This is a genomic window from Alphaproteobacteria bacterium, from assembly GCA_030739735.1.
Classification (GTDB): domain Bacteria; phylum Pseudomonadota; class Alphaproteobacteria; order UBA7887; family UBA7887; genus UBA7887.
Window position 1 is genome coordinate 148,371 of record JASLYQ010000001.1, and the last position, 16,715, is coordinate 165,085.

Sequence of the window (16,715 nt, forward strand, 5' to 3'; positions counted from 1 at the left end):
GTCTTGTGCAATATGGCTTGGCTCTGTGCCACGATCCTGACTGGCTTTGCGCTGCTATTGATCGCGGCGGCGGACGTGCACACGCCGCCCGACAGCACTAAGGCGCTCGCTTGTGCCAATTGTGTGTCCGAGCATAAACCGGCGCATCACAAATTCTCGTGCCCCGCTTGCATGTCACCGGCTGAACTCGGCGCGCTGCTTGCCATGCTAGTGGACCCACGCACCACATTGCCCGCAGCTTGTTAGCCATGGCAAGGCCTGGGCCGCATGATCGGTATCGTCCGCATCGCCTGAGTCTGCTATGCTTCAGTTAAAAGGAGCTTCAGCTATGAGACTGCTGTCTTTCCTAGTAGCGGTCATGATTTCCGCTCAGGCATCGGCTGCTTTCGCCCAGAACAAGCCTGAGGCAGTGGTCTACAAGGGGCCCAATTGCGACTGCTGTACGGGCTATGCGGCGCATCTGCAGGCGGCGGGTTATGCTGTCACGTTGTATGACCACGACGACATGGCCGCAGTGAAACGCCATTTTGGCGTGCCCGAAAACCTCGAATCCTGCCATACGGTGCTTATCGAAGGCTATGTAGTGGAGGGCCATGTGCCGCTAACAACGGTGGCACAGCTGCTGGAGGAGCGCCCCAACCTGATCGGCATCGCATTGCCGGGCATGCCCATCGGCACCCCCGGCATGGAGGGGCCGAAGTCCGAGCCCTTCGTCACCCTCGGCTTCAACGCGGATGGCATCGCTATCTACCAGGTAGACTGATGCACCGGGATGCTATCGAAGCCCTGCTCGCCGTGCGCCGGGACAATGTGCCGGCGGCGAGTTTTGCGGAACTCTCTGGCCTCGACGAAGCCTATGCCATCCAAGATGCGCTAGTTGCTGCGATGGGCCACAAGCGCATCGGTTGGAAGATCGGCTGCACCAGCCGCATGGCTCAGGAGATGTCCAACACGGACGAGCCGTTCTATGGCCGTATGTTCGCCCATTCGACCTTCACCAGCCCGGCCACGCTTGCCATGACGCCGCTGTTTGCGCCCATCGTCGAACCCGAAATTGCGTTTCGCCTCGCCCACGATCTGGGACCGGAGAGTGCACCTTATGACGCGTCGGAGGTATTGGATGCCGTCGCCACGTTGGCTCCGGCGATCGAGATCGTTGATTGCCGCTATGGGAGCGGCTGGCCCATCGGCATCCATCCAACGGTTGTCGACAACGGGGTCCATGCCGCCTTCGTCATGGGCGAAGAGGTGAGTGATTGGCGTGCCATCGACCGGCCTGGTATTGCCGTATCGGTCGTCGTAAACGGCAAGACCGTTACAGAAGGCTGCGGCGCCAATGCCCTTGAGGATCCCTTAAATGCGCTCGTCTGGCTCGCCAATGCCGCCACCTCGCGCGGCCATCGCCTGGCGGCCGGCGAGGTAATCACAACCGGCAACGCGGCCAAGCAGGCCGTATTTGCAACCCAGGCCGACAGCGCCGTAGCAAGCTTCGCCGAACTTGGCGACGTCCGCATCGACTTCGCATAGGGAAACCCATGAACAGAAAAGCCCAGTATGACCGTGACGGCTTTATTCGGCTGCCCGGGCTGCTGGACCGCGACGAAGTTTCTACATTGCGCACCGAAATCGCACGTGTTGCCGCCTGCGACTGTACCGACATCTTCCACGAGGGCACAGCGGAAACAGCCAAGATCATGTTCCGCATGCACGAAGCCGACGGGCCGACGGCATCGGTGCCGTTCCGTGCGTTGGCACGCTCGCCACGTGTGCTCGGTGTGGCACAACAACTGCTCGGCGACGAGGCACTTTACCTGCACCACACCAAGATCAACACGAAAGGCGCCATCGAAGGAACAATCTGGCCCTGGCACCAGGATTTCGGCTCGTAGAGCCGCGACGGTATCGCCGCGCCTGATCTGGTCACGGTGATGGTCATGCTGGACAACGCGACGGACTTCTCTGGCTGCCTGCATATGCTGCCGGGAAGACACCGCAATGGTCTGGTGTTGCCACGCTGGGATGAATCGACACCCTACAAGCTCTGGGCCCTGCCGCCGAACTCGGTCCGCGATGCCATGACCGAGACCACGCCCGTGTCTCTCACCGGCAAGGCAGGCGACGCAGTGGCTTTCCACTGCAACCTGTTCCATGCCCCGGGGCACAATCTGTCAGCAAACGACCGCTGGCAGGCCTATTTCTGCTTCAACCGCTGTGCCAACCGACCATCCGACGTGGCCGAGCCGCGCCCGGACTATGTGCGCTCGACGAACTGGGCGCCGTTGCCTGTAGAGGACACTCCCGTCAGCGCGTCTGCTGGGCGATAAAGGCTTTCACCCGAGGGGCTATCTCGTCGCGCCAGCACCCTCCGTTGAAGATGCCGTAATGGCCGACGCCTTTCTGCTCGTAATGCAGCCTGAGCGTTTTCATCAGGCCGGTGCAAAGGCTATGCGCTGCCCGGGTCTGGCCGACGCCCGAGATATCGTCATGCTCACCCTCGACCGTCATCAGCGCCGTCTTGGTGATCGCCGCCGGTTCGATGGCACGCCCACGCGAGACCATCTCGCCCTTTGGCAGGGCATGCTCCTGGAATACCGTCACCACGGTCTGCAAATAGAACTCGGCAGTCAGATCCATGACCGAGCGGTATTCCTCGTAGAAGGCCTGCTTGGCCTGAGCACTCTCGCCGTCGCCCTGGACGAGGTGGCAGAAGATATCGTGGTGGGCGTCCATATGGCGCTCTAGGTTCATGCTCATGAAGCCGGCTAGCTGCAGAAAGCCCGGATAGACGCGGCGCATGGCACCACGGTTAGGCCAGGGCACACGCATGATGACATTGCGCTCAAACCAGGCCAGTGGCGCCGATTCGGCATAGGTATTTACCTTTGTCGGATTAACGCGGGTGTCGATCGGACCGCCCATGAGGATCATCGAGGCCGGGGCGCAGGGATGATCGTCCATCGCCATCAGCGACACCGCAGCCAGCACCGGCACCGAGGGCTGGCACACCGCCATCACATGGGTGCCCGGCCCGAGATACTCAAGGAAGCCTATCAGGGTGTCGATATAATCATCAAGATCGAAGGTGCCGCGCGCCAGCGGCACCTCGCGGGCGTCGATCCAATCAGTGATATAGACCTCATGGTCCGGCGCCATAGCCCGCACAGTGCCGCGCAATAGGGTGGCGAAATGGCCCGACATGGGCGCCACCACCAAGAGCCGCGGATGCCTGCCGGGCGCAACACCATTGCGCGCAAAATGCCGCAGCTCGCAGAACTCGGTGCGCTGCACGACGTCCTCTTCAACCGCAACCTCGCGGCCGTCAACCATCGTGCTCGCGATATCGAAGTGAGGCTTGCCGTAGCGCCGCGTGGTGTGCTCGAAAAGCTCGAAGCCGGCGGCCAGGGCGCGTGTTGTAGGCAGGTTGGCGACGGGATTTAGGGGGTGGCGGATCAGCGCCCGCGTCTGATCCACGGCGAAACGCGCCGGCGCTAAGGCCGCACGCTGCATTTCATAGAGATGGTAGAGCACGCTCTCTCCGCCACGCTAGGACCACAGCCTCACTGTATGCGCTGCGCGAGGCGCGCAGGTCCAGCTTTATTGTGCGACGCAATATACAGAAAGTAGCTTGGAATCAGGTCTTGGCGGTCGCCAGAAGCTTGCCCATGTAACATTCGTCGTCGCTATCCCGAGATACATTATGGACGAAGCCCTGCTTGACAAAAAGCTCTTGCGGCGCTCGTTGCCATTATGGACGGTGACGAAATAGTGCCGCCCGCCACAGGTCGCCAACTGCATCTCGGCGTGGCTCAACAGGCGCCGGCCAACGCCACGGCCCCAGACTCGGGGATGAATGTAAAGGCGGAACAACTCAGGCCCAGCACCGCGGTCCCCGAACTCGCAGAAGCCAAGCACGCGCCCGTTGAACACTGCCACGAGGAAGGTGGCGCGCCGGTTTGCCAGGCTGGCATGCAAAGACACGCGGCTATAGACGCTGGCCAGGAAAGAATCCATCGCGTCCTTGGAGAAGATCTCATGGTAGGCCCCATGCCAGCTGGCCCGCGCTACTCCCTGGATACCAGCGATATCGCCGCGCTGGCCAGGCCGGACGGCGTAATGCAGGGGTTTTTGCAAGTGGTAAGACTGTTCCACGCACACCTGGTGAGTTCGTGCCGCAACACCCCATAAATATAGCGCGCAATCGGTGCGACTGCGATGCCTGGGCGTACGCAAATGTGACAGGAATCACGAAACCTCTTAGGCTGACGCCATGTCCTATCGAAGCCTGCGCGACTTCATCAGTTATTTGGAGGCGGCCGGTGAGTTACAGCGCGTAACGGCGCCGGTCTCGCCTAAGCTGGAGATGACCGAGATCCAGACCCGCCTACTCGCCGAAGGCGGCCCGGCGGTGCTTTTCGAATCTCCCACACGCGCCGACGGCACGCCGTACGATATACCAGTACTCGCCAATCTCTTCGGCACCGTGCGCCGCGTCGCCCTAGGAATGGGCCGCGAGCCCCAAGAGTTGCGCGCGGTCGGCGAGACGCTGGCCTTCCTGCGCCAACCCGAGCCACCAGGTGGCTGGCGCGATGCAGTCGGAATGATGCCGTTGGTCAAAACCGCTATGGCCATGCGCCCGCGCACCGTGCGCGACGGCCCCGTTCAGGAAGTGATGCTCAAAGGCGACGATATCGATCTCGGCGCACTACCCATCCAGACCTGCTGGCCGGACGAACCTGCACCGCTGATCACCTGGCCGGTCGTGGTGACGCAAGGCCCCGGCGACGACCCAGGCGATGCCGCCAACCTCGGCGTCTACCGCATGCAGGTGGAAGGCCGCAACCGCACCCTGATGCGCTGGCTGCGCCATCGCGGCGGTGCCCAGCACCACACCCGTTGGAAGGAAGAGAAGCAGGAGCCCTTGCCGGTCGCCGTGGTAATCGGCGCCGACCCGGCGACCCTACTCGCCGCCGTCACGCCCGTACCTGACACGTTGTCTGAATACCAGTTCGCCGGCCTGTTACGCGGCAAGCGCAGCGATCTTGTCGCTTGCCGCACTATCCCGCTGGCGGTACCGGCCGAGGCCGAGATTGTGCTCGAGGGACATGTTGCCCTCAACGACATGGGCGAGGAAGGTCCCTACGGCGACCACACCGGCTATTACAACGCGGTCGAACCGTTTCCTCGCTTCCGCATCAGCGCCATCACGCGGCGGCGCAAACCGATATATCTCTCAACCTTCACGGGCCGGCCGCCTGACGAGCCCAGCGTGCTAGGCGAAGCGCTTAACGAGCTGTTCATTCCGCTGCTACAACAGCAGTTTCCCGAGATCGTAGATTTCTGGCTACCGCCCGAAGGTTGCAGTTACCGCATCGCTGTGGTCTCGATGCGCAAGGCCTATCCAGGCCACGCCAAGCGCATCATGATGGCCGTATGGTCGTATCTTCGGCAGTTCCTCTATACTAAGCTGGTGATCGTGGTGGACGACGACATCGATGCGCGTGACTGGAAGGATGTGATGTGGGCTATGGCAACCCGCATGGATCCGGGACGCGACATCACGCTGATCGAGGACACCCCCATCGACTACCTTGATTTTGCCAGTCCAGCCTCCAGCTTGGGCGGCAAAGCGGGCTTCGACGCTACCAATAAGATAGTGCCCGAAACGGACCGTGAATGGGGCCGCAAGCTGCGTATGGCCGAGGATATCGTCGCGCGGGTCAGCGAGCGCTGGCCCAACTACGGCCTGCGGGGCAGTGGAAAACCCATATGGCGATGACACTCATCACGCGCCTCCTCTGCGCCACCTTTTTCGCCTCCATCACGCTAGCCGGCGCGCGCGCGGATGATGTCGTCAATGGCCAGGGACTGTTGTGGAAGGTGGAGCTGGAGGGGGTGCCGGCGAGTTATATCTTCGGCACCATGCACAGCTCTGACCCGCGGGTGTTGGCGATTCCGGAGCGAGTGACGCGGGCACTGACAGAGGCTAACACCTTGGTGCTGGAGCTGCGCACCACCGGCGTGGAAGGGGTTGACGCGGCGCAGGCTTTGTTCCAGTCGATGTTGCTAACCGACGGGCGTAAACTGCCGGATGTCCTTGGCGCGAAAACTTATACAGCCGTCGCCGAGGCCTTGGCGGGACACGGGCTTCCGCCGCCGATCCTCGAAGGCATTAAGCCCTGGGGAGCCTATTTGCTCCTGACGGCGCCGCGGCCGCGGGAAAACAATGGCGGGCAAGCCGGCGGCCGGCCTGCGCAGGTCCTCGACCAGGTGCTGGAATTTCACGCCCAGGCCCAGGACATACGCGTCGCCGTGCTGGAGACCGTGCATGAACAGATCGCCATTTTTTCGGGCATGGCAGAGGAGGACATGACGCAGCTAGTCCGCGAGCTCGTCGCTGAAGCCGCCGCCGACGGCCTCAATGCCCATGTCGGTGCCTATTTCGAGACCGTTACCGAGCACTATCTTGCGGGCGACCTTGCCAGCATACTCGTCTTGTCTCGCGAGCAAATCCCGGGCAGCGACGCGGGGCTCAATACGCGACTGGTGAGGCGTTTGATAGACGCCCGCAACCGGCATTTCGCCGAGCGTCTCAGCGAGACACTGCCCGCGGGCGACACCTTTGTCGCCGTTGGTGCGCTGCACTTGCCGGGACGCACGGGATTGCTCAATTTGCTCGCTAGCAGCGGCTTCACGGTGAGCCGAGTCGATATCGTAGTTCCGCGGCCGCCCGCGACCGAAACGGACGACTGAGCTCTCGGCAACGGCGCAGCCGCAGCTTATAAAGGGCACGAATCACGGTCGATAGGCGAGCATGAACGACAGCAACGACCTCGATCTTCTCTCCGATCTCATCAACCGCGCCAGAGCAGCCGGTGCGGATGAGGCGGATGTCATACTCGTGCGCTCCACTTCTCAGGATGCGACCTGGCGCATGGGCCGCAACGAGGGCGTGGAGCGCTCGGAGGCGAACGACCTCGGCCTACGCGTGCTGATTGGCAAGCGCCAGGCGGTAGTCTCAACCACCGATCTCAGGGCCGGCGCCATCGCGGAGATCGTCGAGCGCGCGCTGGCGATGGCCAAGGCGGTGCCCGAGGATCCCTACTGCGGACTGCCGGACATCGAGCGCCTGGCGGTCGAGATCCCCGATCTCGACCTCTCCGACGACAGCGAGCCATCATCCGACGACTTGCTGGCCTGGGCCGAGGAGGCCGAGGATGCGGCGCGTGGTACCAAAGGCATCACCAACTCCGAGGGTGCAGAGGCAAGCTGGAGCGAAGGTCGCGTAGCGCTCGCCGCTTCAAACGGCTTCGCCGGCACCTATCGCGGCACGCGATTCGGCGTTTCGGTCTCGGTGGTCGCCGGCAGCGGCACCGGCATGGAGCGCGATTACGAGTTTCTCTCGGCCCGTCATTGCAGTGACCTCGAGACCCCGGCAACGGTCGGTGGACGGGCTGCGGAGCGCGCGGTCAGACGGCTCAATCCACGTAAGCAGAAAAGCGCACAGGTGCCGGTAGTCTTCGACCCGCGCGTCTCTGGCGGCTTCCTGCGCTTGCTAGCAGCGGTGGTTTCGGGTAACGCCATTACCCGTAGCACCAGCTTCCTGCAGGAGAAGCTCGGTGAAGCCGTCTTCGCGCCCGGTATCAGCATCATCGACGATCCTCTGCGTCCGCGTGGGCTATCCTCGCGGCCCTTCGATGGCGAGGGCGTTGCCGGTCAGCGCCGCGCACTGATCGACGACGGCCGGCTCACCACGTGGCTGCTGGATTCGCGCTCCGCTCGTCAGCTCGGCCTGCAAACCACTGGCCATGCCGCACGCGGGCCATCCGGACCGCCGGCGCCATCGCCGAGCAATCTGTCAATGTCGCCCGGAAGCGTCACGCCAGAAGCATTGATCGGCGAGATCGACAGCGGGCTGTATGTCACCGAGATGATGGGTATGAGCTTTCAGACCACAACCGGCGACTATAGCCGTGGAGCGGCAGGCTTCTGGATCGAGAACGGCGAGCTTGCCTACCCGGTGAGTGAACTCACGGTGGCCGGCAACTTGCTCAATCTGTTTCCGCGCCTGACGCCAGCCGATGATTTAGTTTTCCGTTACGGCATGGATGCGCCGACCTTGCGCATCGACGGCATGACCATGGCGGGCCTGTGAGCCACGCCCTCACCGACGACCACGTCCTGCTTTGCCAGGCGGTGCGCGCCGCCGGACCGGTTGCCATGCACCATTTCGAAACCGGCTTCGAGGTACGCGAGAAGGCTCCGGGCGATCCTGTTACCGACGCCGACATGGCGGTCGATGCGAGCCTGCGCGCCGCACTTTGCGGGCCGCGACCCGACTACGGCTGGTTATCGGAAGAAAGTGCCGAGCACTCCACACGCCAGTCAGCGCCCCGCACATGGGTGATCGACCCCATCGACGGCACCAAAGGCTTCATCGGTGGCAACCATGAATGGGTCATCTCGGTCGCCTTGGTCGAGGCCGGCTCGCCAGTGGCCGCAGCCATCCTCAACCCCGTGACAGACGATTTCTATGACGCCGTGCGCGGCAGCGGCTGTCGGCGCAATCGCGAAACCGTACACTGCACGACAGTGACGAACCTCGCCGACGCCACCCTCGGCTCGAGCCGCAACGAGCAACGACGCGCGTTGTGGTCGAACCAAGTCGGCGAGGCGGCAATCCAGGTCGTCGATGCCATTGCCTACAAGCTCGCTCTGGTCGCCGCCGGCACGCTCGACGGCACTGTCGCGAAACGCCCCAAGAGCGACTGGGACATTGCCGCTGGGCACCTCTTGATCACGGAAGCCGGCGGTGTCATAAGCGACGCTGACGGCAACGCGATGGTCTACAATCGCGACGAGGTGCGTCATCCCAATCTAGTGGCCGGCGGGGCAGCGCTATACCCAGCGCTGCGGGCCGCGCTCGGTAAGCGATGACCGAACCTGACGACGCTGTCGCGTCCGCACCTACGGGGCCGCTGGTGCGGCGTCTCGCGGGCGGGTATCTGCTGCCCTACCGTGCGCGCCTCGGCACGGCCATCGCCTGCATGATCGTCGCCGCCGCAGCCCAGCCAGCGCTGGCCTGGTTAATGGAGCCCGTGGTCGGCGGTATCTTCGTCGACCGCGACGAAACCATGCTGGTGCTGGTGCCACTCGCGGTAATGGCCGTAATGACCGTCGGCGGGCTGGCCAATTTTGGACAGGCCGTCTTGATGAACTGGGTCGGCTTGCGCATCGTCGCGGACTTGCAGCGCCAGGTCTTCACTCATGTCATCCGCTTGGACCTCGCCTTCTTCCACCGCACGCCGACCGGGCGACTGATTGCCAACCTCACCAACGACGCCAATTTGGTGCGCCAAGCGACCTCGCAGACGCTTACTGGCCTGGTCAAGGAGGCGCTCAGCGTCATCGGCCTCGTCGCCTTGATGTTCTATCAAGACTGGCGGCTGGCGCTGATCGTCTTCTTCGTCTTTCCTGTCGCCTACTGGCCCATCGCCAAGCTCGGCCGGCGCATGCGCCGCGTCGCGGTCAATACCCAGGCCGAGATTGGCGAGTTCTCCTCTCTGCTCAGCGAAACCTTCCAAGGCGCACGCCATGTCAAGGCCTATAGCATGGAGGCCTATGAGAGCGAGCGGGCAAGCGGCATCATCGAGCACATCTTCAAGCTTTACATGAAGGCCACGCGCACCCGCGCCCTGGCCTCGCCGATCATGGAGGTGCTCGGTGGCATCGCCATCGCGCTCGTAATCTTCTACGGTGGTGGTCAAGTGGTGACCGGCGCCCAGGAGCCAGGAGCCTTCTTCGCTTTCGTTACAGCTTTGTTGCTCGCCTACCGGCCACTCAAGAGTATCGCCAATCTTAACACCGTGATGCAGGAAGGGCTCGGCGCAGCGCAACGCGTCTTCGCCGTGCTCGACAAGCGCGCCGATATCGCCGAGGCAGCGGATGCGGTGCCGCTTAAGGTGAGCGACGGCGCCGTGCACTTCGACGGCGTGCGCTTTACCTACGGCGAAAACAAAACGGTGCTCGATGACATCGAGCTTACAGTACCTGGCGGGCAGACCATAGCGCTGGTCGGGCCCTCAGGCGCCGGTAAGTCGACTTTGCTCAACCTCGTCGCGCGCTTCTTCGATGTCGACGGCGGCACCGTGACTATCGACGGCCAGGACGTGCGAGGCGTGACGTTCGCCAGCCTACGAGGGGCTATCGCCCTAGTCAGCCAGGAGATCACGCTGTTCAACGACACAATTCGCGCCAACATCGCCTACGGCGCCAACGGCGTGGCCGCCGACGCGGCGATCGAAGAGGCTGCGCGCGCCGCCGCCGCGCACAACTTCATCAGCGCCTTGCCCGCTGGCTACGACACCGTGGTCGGCGAACACGGCGTCAAGCTTTCCGGTGGCCAGCGCCAGCGCATCGCCATCGCCCGCGCCATGCTCAAGAACGCGCCGATCCTGCTGCTCGACGAAGCCACGGCCTCGCTTGATGTGGAGTCCGAACGCCAGGTGCAGGACGCGCTGGAGCGTCTGCAACAGGGCCGCACCACCGTCGTCGTCGCCCACCGCCTCTCCACCATCCGCGACGCCGACCTCATCTGCGTCATCGACGCCGGCCGATTGGTGGAACAAGGCCGCCACGACGCGCTGTATGCGCAGGGTGGACTCTATGCGCGGCTCTATGACATGCAGGGGCACGACGAGGCAGGGAGCGGGGGGTAAGCGCAGCGAATTCATCCTGATGACGCATTGCGGGCGTCTCAGCACAAGTTGGGCCACCTGACTCGGAACCGTGTAAAGGCACGCGCCGCGCCCTCGGCTTTCGTCGGCGGCTCAATGCGATGATCCGGGCCACCGACCGAAAGGCTTTCCGGCGACGATTCGGACCGAAGAATTTTGAGGCCGTATGAACAGTCGACAATTCTGGATTAGTGCCAGGATGGGAGCGTAGTGCGTTCACGCCTGCAATAGCATGAGGGTCTTGACTCGTGGCCAAACATTACACAAATCATCGGCTGAGCATAGCGGTCGAGCGATGAGGCGGACAATGAGCAACACAGACGTAAACGGCGCAGAAACCCACAGTTTTCAGGCCGAGGTGAGCCAGCTGCTCAGCCTCATGATGCATTCGCTGTACTCCCACAAGGAGATTTTTCTGCGCGAGTTGATCTCTAACGCGTCTGACGCCTGTGACCGCTTGCGCTATGCCGCAATCACGGCACCAGAACTGCTGGGCGAGGACGCCCTCGCGATCACTGTCTCTGCCGACCGCAAAAAGCGCACTATCACGGTTAGCGATAATGGCATCGGCATGAGCCATGACGAGTTGATCGCTAATCTCGGGACGATCGCGCGCTCTGGCACCGCCGCCTTCGTCGAGCAGATGACCGGCGAGGGCGCCAAGGATACGAGCCTGATCGGCCAGTTCGGCGTCGGCTTCTACAGCAGCTTCATGGTCGCCGATCGGGTGACGGTGACGAGCCGCGCCGCCGGCAGCAACAAGACCTGGCGCTGGATCTCGGACGGCAGTGATGCCTTTACGCTAGAAGCCGTTCCGGAGCAGGCGCGCGGCACCACCGTGAAGCTGCATCTGCGCCGCGGCGAAAACGAGTTTCTCGAGTCCGACCGCCTGCGCAGCATCGTCACCACTTATTCCGACCACATCGCTATTCCCATCTGCTTTACCAAGGACGATGGCGAGGCAGAGACGGTCAATACCGCCTCCGCGCTCTGGATGCGGCCCAAGAAAGAGATCTCGCAAGAGCAGTACACCGAGTTCTATCACCACGTGGCGCATGCCTTCGACGAACCCTGGCTAACCCTGCATAACCGCGCCGAGGGCAGACTGGAATACACCAACCTGCTGTTCGTGCCGAAGACACCGCCGTTCAATCTATTCGATCCTGAGCGCAAGCATGGCGTCAAGCTCTACGTCAAACGGGTCTTCATCACCGACGAATGCGAGGGTCTGGTGCCAGCTTGGCTGCGTTTCCTGCGTGGCATCGTGGACAGCGAGGACCTGCCACTCAATGTCAGCCGCGAGATGCTGCAACACAGCCCCGTGCTGGCGCGCATCGGTAAAGCGCTTACCAAGCGCGTGCTGACCACCCTGGAAAAGAAGGCAGAGAAGGAGCCCGAGGCCTATGCCGAGTTCTGGGAGGCCTTCGGCGCCGTGCTCAAGGAAGGCCTGTACGAAGGCGGCGATTGGCGCGATACGCTGCTCAGCTTATTTAGGGCGCCCGGCGCCCGTAGCCAAGGCCTGGTCGGGTTCGCCGATTATGTCGCGTGCATGAAAGACGGCCAGGACGCCATCTATTACATCACAGGCGAGGACCTGGAGGGCTTACGCCACAGTCCGCAACTCGAAGGTTTCGTCGCGCGCGGGCTCGACGTGCTCCTGCTGAGCGATCCCATTGACGAGTTCTGGGTCACCGCCGTACCTGACTACAAGGGCAAGCCCTTTAAGTCGATTACCCGCGGCGACATCGACCTGTCTACCGTCAAGGGCGATGACGGCGATGTCAAGGCAGAGGAGAAGCCGCCGCTCGCAGAAGGCATGAGCGAACTCGTCGTGGCGCTGCGCGAAGCGCTTGGCGAGGCCGTAAAAGATGTGCGCACCTCCGAGCGACTAACCGACAGCGCGGTCTGTCTGATCGCCGACGAAGGCGCGCTGGACATGCGCTTGGAGCGCCTGCTACGCGAGCACAAGCAGCTCGGCCAGGCGGCCCAGAAAATTCTGGAGATCAACCCGCAGAACCCGCTCATTACATCGCTCGCAGCGCGTGCCAAGGCCTCACCAACAGACCCAGCGCTAGCCGACGCTGCTCAACTCCTGCTTGACCAGGCCCGCATCATCGAAGGTGAACCGCTCCCGGACCCCGCCGCCTTCGCCAAGCGCATGACCGACGCCATGGCGCGTGGACTGGCATAACGTGCAGACCTATCACTGCAGCTGCTACTGTGGCGCCGTACACTTCGAGATCAATCCCGACTATGTGCAGAATGCTTGGCCCGAGTTCGCGGCATTCAATTCGGTTAATTGGGTCGTCAAGTGCAACCGTGAGAGCCCGGTAAAAGTGAGGCTGAAGATCTCCGAGGGGCTGCCCATAGTTAATTAAATCTCGTTGCGCACGCCAAGAATACCGCTGGCGGTTGCAATCTCTTCGGTCTTGAGACGACGCCCATCCGCCAGCGCTTCTTCGAAGGTCTCGCAGGCCTGATGGCGGGCGAGGCGGCGGGCAATCAGAGTATCGATGTCCTCGCCGCCCGTGGCAACGTGACCGGCGCGGTAGGCAGCAGCCATGATCTCGGCAAAAGGCGTACCCGTCTTCAGCAGATGCGCATTGGGTCCGAGCACGCGCTCATAGGCCTTGTTGTACCAGAGCAGTAGGTCGTCAGCCGTATAGATCACGATGACGGTGTCGAGGTCGTGCACGACGGCTTCGTCGAGTGGCGCCTCGTCTTCGGTCGACAGGCGCAGCAGCCAGACCGCAGCGATCCCCGCCGGCAAGGGTAGAGCCTCAACGTGCGCGCCTTCGACATCGAACGATGTCACAACATTGCCGGATATCGCCCCGGCTAGCATCTCCTGCGTCACGTCAACGCCCATCTCGCCAAAGGCCGGACTGGTCCAGAGTCGGACGAAGTCGCCCGCCGTGCCATCGCAAATAGCGATTGCCGGCTGGCTCAAAACTGTACACGCTGGGTCAACCCGCCATCAACGATGACATTGCTGCCGGTAATGAAGGCGGCGGCCGGGCTCGCCAGGAAGACCGCAGCGGCGGCGACTTCCTCGGGCGTGCCCATACGGCCCATGGGATTACGTGCCAGTGCACCCTGATAAATCTCGGGCTGGTTAAGGCGGCGGTCGTCCCAGACCCCGCCCTCGAAGAAGATGGTGCCAGGCGAGACTGAGTTGGCGCGCACGCCTTTCGGTGCCAACTCATTGGCGAGATTCGAGACATAGGTGATCAGCGCCGCTTTAATGGCGTTGTAAGGGCGCGCGCCACCGAAGAACTCGAGCGCGGCGATACTCGAGATGGCGACGATAGCTCCCGCGCCTGCGGCCTCAAGATGCGCGCGCGTGGCGTCTACGGCATTGAGCGTGCCGAGAATATCGCCCTCGAAGGCCTGCCGCCAGCCGGCCTCATCCTGGGTCAGTCCGAAGCCGCTGACATTGGCCACGAGAATATCGATACCACCGAAAGCTGTGGCACTGTCATCAGCCCAGCCCACGACAGCATCTCGCTCGCGCACGTCGAGGGCACTACCGCTAGCCTGGCCCGAACTGATGCCCGCCAAGGCTTTCACTTCCACCGCCACTGCGTCCGCATTGCGAGCACAGATAGCCACGTCGCAGCCCTCACCAGCGAGCCCACGCGCGATCGCCTGTCCGATGCCACGCGTGCCTCCAGTGACCAATGCTCGTTTTCCTGCCAGACCAAGATTCATGTGTCCCTGTCCTTTCTCTCAGGTGCCCTTTGTCGCCGGCTTTCTGGTCTCGAGAAAATCGTCGAACTCGGCCTGCGTCTTAGCCGCATTAGCTTTTATCTGCCGCGCCACGTCCTCAGTCTGAATCATCGCCGCCTGCCAAGTGGCGATGTGGTTTAGGCCGTCATCGATGCTGTGGTCACGGGCATAATTCAGCATTTGCTTGGTCCCGGTAATGGCCAACGGCGACTTGGCCGCGATATCTGCGCCCATCTCCATCGCCGCGGCGAGTAGCACCTCGGCATCGTCGTGAACCGAATTCACCAGGCCCACCGCGTGCGCCTCCTCGGCCGACAGTGGCCGGCCCGTATAGGCCAACTCGCGCACCAAGCCGGCGGGCATCAGATGGGGCAGACGCTGCAGAGTGCCTACATCCGCAGCCATCCCGATATTGATCTCCTGGATGCGGAAATAGGCATCCGCCGAGCACAGCCGAATATCGCAGGCCGAGATGAGATCTACGCCGCCGCCGATGCAGGCGCCCTGTACGGCAGCGATGACCGGAATGCGGCAACGGTCGATCACGGAAAAGCTCTTCTGCATGTCGAGCACGCTGCGCCGCAGCCGCTCGCCGCGCCGACCGGCATCGCCTTCGCAGTCAGCGAAGGATTCCATGACACTGAGTTCGAGGCCGGCAGTGAAGTGGCGGCCGGTCGAGGAGATGATAGCGGCGCGCACCGCCGCATCGCTGTCGACGGCGTCGAACACCGCAACCATGTCACGCCAGAACGGCAGAATCATGGTGTTGAGCGCCTCCGGCCGGTTGAGTCGGATATGCGCGACGTGATCTTTGACCGTAAGGGTCAAGGTCTCATAGGGCATGCTGGCTCGACCTTTTGGGACATACGACAGCGCTAATCATATCGCACGGCGCCAGATATTGAAGTCAACGAAGTCGAGGCAGTTGAGGCAGCGTCAGCGAGAGCTTGAGTCCGGGCGCCTCAAGCACGGTCGATCTCGTCGGAGGACAGCTTCACCCGCACCTCGCGCCCGAGCAGATGCAGCATGACAACCACGCGGTCCGTGTCACCCTCGACCTCCAGAATGCCTTCGAGAGCGCGCATCGGCCCGGATTCGATGCGCACCTTGTCACCCGACTTCAGGCCACGGGCAAGCGTGTAGTGACCATCCTCATCGGCGCGCGCGCGCAGCGCATCAATCACCGCATCGGCTAGCGCCAACGGGCCGTCGCCGCTACCTACCAGATCGGCGACGCCATAAGTCGAGAGCACGGGGCGCCACTGCTCGCCATCGAGGTCCAGGACGACAAAGAGATAGCGCGGAAACAAAGGCCGCAGCACCTGTTCACTACGTCGGGCACGACGACGCTGCTTGCGGTAGAGCGGCAGCCAGGCCTCGAAGCCCTGGCGCTTAAGGTTCTCCAGCGCCCGCGCCTCCGCATGGAGCCTAGTGTGGACGGCATACCAGCGCTTTCCGGCGCTCATGAACCAGGCTCCAAATCAGCCATGACGATGTGGCCGTTGATCAGGTACCAAAGAATGCCAAGATATTCGTGCAGGGCGGCACGGCTACCGGCCAGGCCTGCGGCACTGGGCAGATAGGGCGCTAGCACACCGAGTGGCTGTCGAGGTGATGCGTGCGGGGCCGGCGCATGGGCACTCACCGTGAGCCCCACATGGCGCAGGTTCGCCGCCATGCGCGCAACATGAACGGGCGAGGTGACGAGCACGATGTGCGTGCCGCCGAGACGCTCGGCGATGGTACGCGCTGCCGCTGCCGTCTCGGCGCTATTGCGCGCGCCAGATTCGAGCAGAACTGTCGGGTCATCAGGCCGGTCGGAACCGATCATGCCAAGTTGGCGAGCGACGCTGACAGCCTCCGTTTCCGCCTCGCCGAGTGGGCTGCCGCCGATCAGCACCAGGGGCAGGCTGGTGCGCTCGGCCAGCGCCTGGCCGGCCACTGCGCGGCGGATGCTGGCCGACGACGGCCACCAGCCACCTTGCGAATCGGCGAAAATACCGGCCGTCGGCACCACGATGGCCACGGCATCGCCTGGCGTTGCGACATCAAAGGACGGCGCCGCCTCGCCGAGCTGGGTCTCGAGCCAAGTCGCGACTAGTGGCACGCTGAGGCCGAGAAAGGCGAGCGTCGCACCTCCAATCAGCACCAGGCTCCAGCCGCGGTGCAACCACAGAACAAGGCCCAATAGCAGCATTGCCAGAATCGGCATAGGCAGGGTGAGCAGGGTCTCAGTCACCTCTCGCATTTCGA

Annotated in this window: 15 protein-coding genes and 1 pseudogene; 9 read left to right on the top strand and 7 right to left on the bottom strand. The window is 62.9% G+C overall.

The window, feature by feature from the left end:
* Nucleotides 1-328 precede the first annotated feature (328 nt).
* From QF629_00765 to QF629_00775, 3 genes and pseudogenes are all read left to right on the top strand, one after another.
* On the top strand, nt 329-763 hold the full coding sequence (locus QF629_00765; GenBank protein MDP6012070.1) for a DUF411 domain-containing protein: 435 nt from the start codon (nt 329-331) through the stop codon (nt 761-763).
* A complete protein-coding gene (locus QF629_00770) occupies nt 763-1,527 on the top strand; it encodes a fumarylacetoacetate hydrolase family protein (GenBank protein ID MDP6012071.1) in 765 nt (254 codons plus the stop codon). The genes QF629_00765 and QF629_00770 overlap by 1 nt, the downstream gene beginning before the upstream one ends.
* Nucleotides 1,528-1,535: 8 nt before the next feature.
* Nucleotides 1,536-2,324, top strand: a pseudogene (locus QF629_00775) (phytanoyl-CoA dioxygenase family protein).
* Here QF629_00775 and phaZ read toward each other — a convergent pair.
* Complete coding sequence (phaZ, locus tag QF629_00780; protein ID MDP6012072.1) at nt 2,302-3,528, bottom strand: polyhydroxyalkanoate depolymerase; 1,227 nt, start codon at nt 3,526-3,528, stop codon at nt 2,302-2,304. The pseudogene QF629_00775 and the gene phaZ overlap by 23 nt on opposite strands.
* 66 nt (nt 3,529-3,594) lie before the next feature.
* Entirely contained in the window at nt 3,595-4,131 is a 537-nt protein-coding gene (locus QF629_00785; GenBank protein ID MDP6012073.1) for a GNAT family N-acetyltransferase, read from the bottom strand.
* Nucleotides 4,132-4,267: 136 nt separating this feature from the next.
* Here QF629_00785 and QF629_00790 point away from each other — a divergent pair, with 136 nt between their 5' ends.
* The 6 genes from QF629_00790 to htpG all read left to right on the top strand — a co-directional run bounded on the left by QF629_00790 (nt 4,268) and on the right by htpG (nt 12,924).
* Nucleotides 4,268-5,776, top strand: a complete 1,509-nt coding sequence (locus tag QF629_00790) for a UbiD family decarboxylase (protein MDP6012074.1) — start codon at nt 4,268-4,270, stop codon at nt 5,774-5,776.
* Nucleotides 5,767-6,750 carry a TraB/GumN family protein gene (locus QF629_00795; GenBank protein MDP6012075.1) on the top strand — a complete coding sequence of 328 codons (984 nt, stop codon included), beginning with the start codon at nt 5,767-5,769 and terminating at the stop codon, nt 6,748-6,750. Before QF629_00790 ends, QF629_00795 begins: the two co-directional genes overlap by 10 nt.
* A 61-nt stretch (nt 6,751-6,811) precedes the next feature.
* The gene (locus QF629_00800) at nt 6,812-8,152 is read left to right on the top strand and encodes a TldD/PmbA family protein (GenBank protein ID MDP6012076.1); all 1,341 of its coding nucleotides are present in this window, start codon (nt 6,812-6,814) and stop codon (nt 8,150-8,152) included.
* Entirely contained in the window at nt 8,149-8,934 is a 786-nt protein-coding gene (locus QF629_00805) for a 3'(2'),5'-bisphosphate nucleotidase CysQ (protein MDP6012077.1), read from the top strand. Before QF629_00800 ends, QF629_00805 begins: the two co-directional genes overlap by 4 nt.
* On the top strand, nt 8,931-10,715 hold the full coding sequence (gene msbA / locus QF629_00810) for a lipid A export permease/ATP-binding protein MsbA (protein MDP6012078.1): 1,785 nt from the start codon (nt 8,931-8,933) through the stop codon (nt 10,713-10,715). Before QF629_00805 ends, msbA begins: the two co-directional genes overlap by 4 nt.
* 325 nt (nt 10,716-11,040) lie before the next feature.
* On the top strand, nt 11,041-12,924 hold the full coding sequence (gene htpG / locus QF629_00815) for a molecular chaperone HtpG (GenBank protein MDP6012079.1): 1,884 nt from the start codon (nt 11,041-11,043) through the stop codon (nt 12,922-12,924).
* Nucleotides 12,925-13,107: 183 nt separating this feature from the next.
* On the opposite strand, the gene QF629_00820 is transcribed toward htpG, so the two are convergent.
* From QF629_00820 to QF629_00840, 5 genes are all read right to left on the bottom strand, one after another.
* Nucleotides 13,108-13,683, bottom strand: coding sequence for a PAS-domain containing protein (locus QF629_00820; GenBank protein ID MDP6012080.1), 576 nt, complete (start codon nt 13,681-13,683; stop codon nt 13,108-13,110).
* The gene (locus QF629_00825) at nt 13,680-14,444 is read right to left on the bottom strand and encodes an SDR family oxidoreductase (protein MDP6012081.1); all 765 of its coding nucleotides are present in this window, start codon (nt 14,442-14,444) and stop codon (nt 13,680-13,682) included. Before QF629_00825 ends, QF629_00820 begins: the two co-directional genes overlap by 4 nt.
* 18 nt (nt 14,445-14,462) lie before the next feature.
* Nucleotides 14,463-15,305: a crotonase/enoyl-CoA hydratase family protein gene (locus QF629_00830; protein ID MDP6012082.1), complete on the bottom strand. Its 843-nt coding sequence runs from the start codon at nt 15,303-15,305 to the stop codon at nt 14,463-14,465.
* Nucleotides 15,306-15,424: 119 nt separating this feature from the next.
* Nucleotides 15,425-15,928, bottom strand: a complete 504-nt coding sequence (locus tag QF629_00835; GenBank protein ID MDP6012083.1) for a transcriptional activator RfaH — start codon at nt 15,926-15,928, stop codon at nt 15,425-15,427.
* On the bottom strand, nt 15,925-16,710 hold the full coding sequence (locus QF629_00840; protein MDP6012084.1) for a YdcF family protein: 786 nt from the start codon (nt 16,708-16,710) through the stop codon (nt 15,925-15,927). Before QF629_00840 ends, QF629_00835 begins: the two co-directional genes overlap by 4 nt.
* Nucleotides 16,711-16,715: the final 5 nt, after the last annotated feature.